At 52.2% G+C, this 1,024-nt stretch carries 1 protein-coding gene; it reads left to right on the top strand.

All coding sequences use genetic code 11. The features are described from left to right. A partial coding sequence (locus ASU35_RS05290) for an S-layer homology domain-containing protein (RefSeq protein ID WP_242861208.1) occupies window positions 1–1,024 on the top strand: 1,024 nt, incomplete at both ends.

Genomic DNA, 1,024 nt, shown 5'->3' with positions numbered 1-1,024 from the left:
AGAAAGCCAAGAAAGCCAAGAAAGCCATAGGAAGCCGTCCGGTCTATGACATCACACTTGAGTGTGTTAAGGACGGCAAGAAAACTGCTGTCAATCTAAATGGAGAGACCATCAGCGTTGCCATCCCTTATACTCCGGCGAAGAATGAGAAGACCGGAAATCTGTATGCAGTCTATGTGGACAAGACCGGAAAGGTGGAATGGCTGACCAAATCCAGCTATGACGCAGACCAGAAAGCCGTAATCTTTGAAGCGGCACATTTCAGTATCTATGGTGTGGGCTACAAGAACCCAGTTCCGAACTTCACCGACATCAATGGTCATTGGGCTAAGGAACATATCCTGTTTACGGTCAGCCGCGGGCTGTTCTCCGGCACAAGCAAAACCACCTTTAGTCCGAACACCACCCTGACACGGGGAATGTTTGTCACTGCCCTTGGGCGTCTGGCAGGAATCAATCCGGCAGATTACAAAAACGGGAAATTTACTGATGTGAAAACCGACGCCTACTACGCTCCCTATGTCAACTGGGCGGCAAGCAAGGGCATTGTGAATGGCACCGGTGCTACCACTTTCGCCCCGGATAACAAAATCACCCGTGAGCAGATGGCAGTGATTATGAAGAACTACGCCGATAAGATGGGCTATTCTATCCCGAAAATGCTGGAGGCTGTGACCTTTGCCGACAACGCGCAGATTTCCTTCTGGGCAAAGAATGCGGTCAAGACGATGCAGCAGGCAGGCGTTCTCTCCGGCAAGGCGAATAATCTGTTTGACCCGAAGGGCAACGCCACCCGCGCTGAAGCCGCCACCGTCCTACACCGGTTTGTGGAGGTCATCATCGACCCGCAGACCGCAAACGGCTGGAGGCAGAATGACAGCGGCGAATGGAGTTACTACAAAAACGGAGAGTCGGTGAAAGGTTGGCTCTCCGACGACCAGAAATGGTACTGGCTGGACAAGGCCACCGGTAAGATGTTCTCCGGCGGCTGGAAGCAGATTGATGGCAAGTGGTACTACTTCTA

It is taken from the genome of Acetivibrio ethanolgignens (genome assembly GCF_001461035.1).
Classification (GTDB): Bacteria; Bacillota; Clostridia; order Lachnospirales; family Lachnospiraceae; genus Velocimicrobium; species Velocimicrobium ethanolgignens.
Note: the sequence above shows the minus strand (reverse complement) of the source record. Positions and strands in the feature narration are given on the sequence as shown.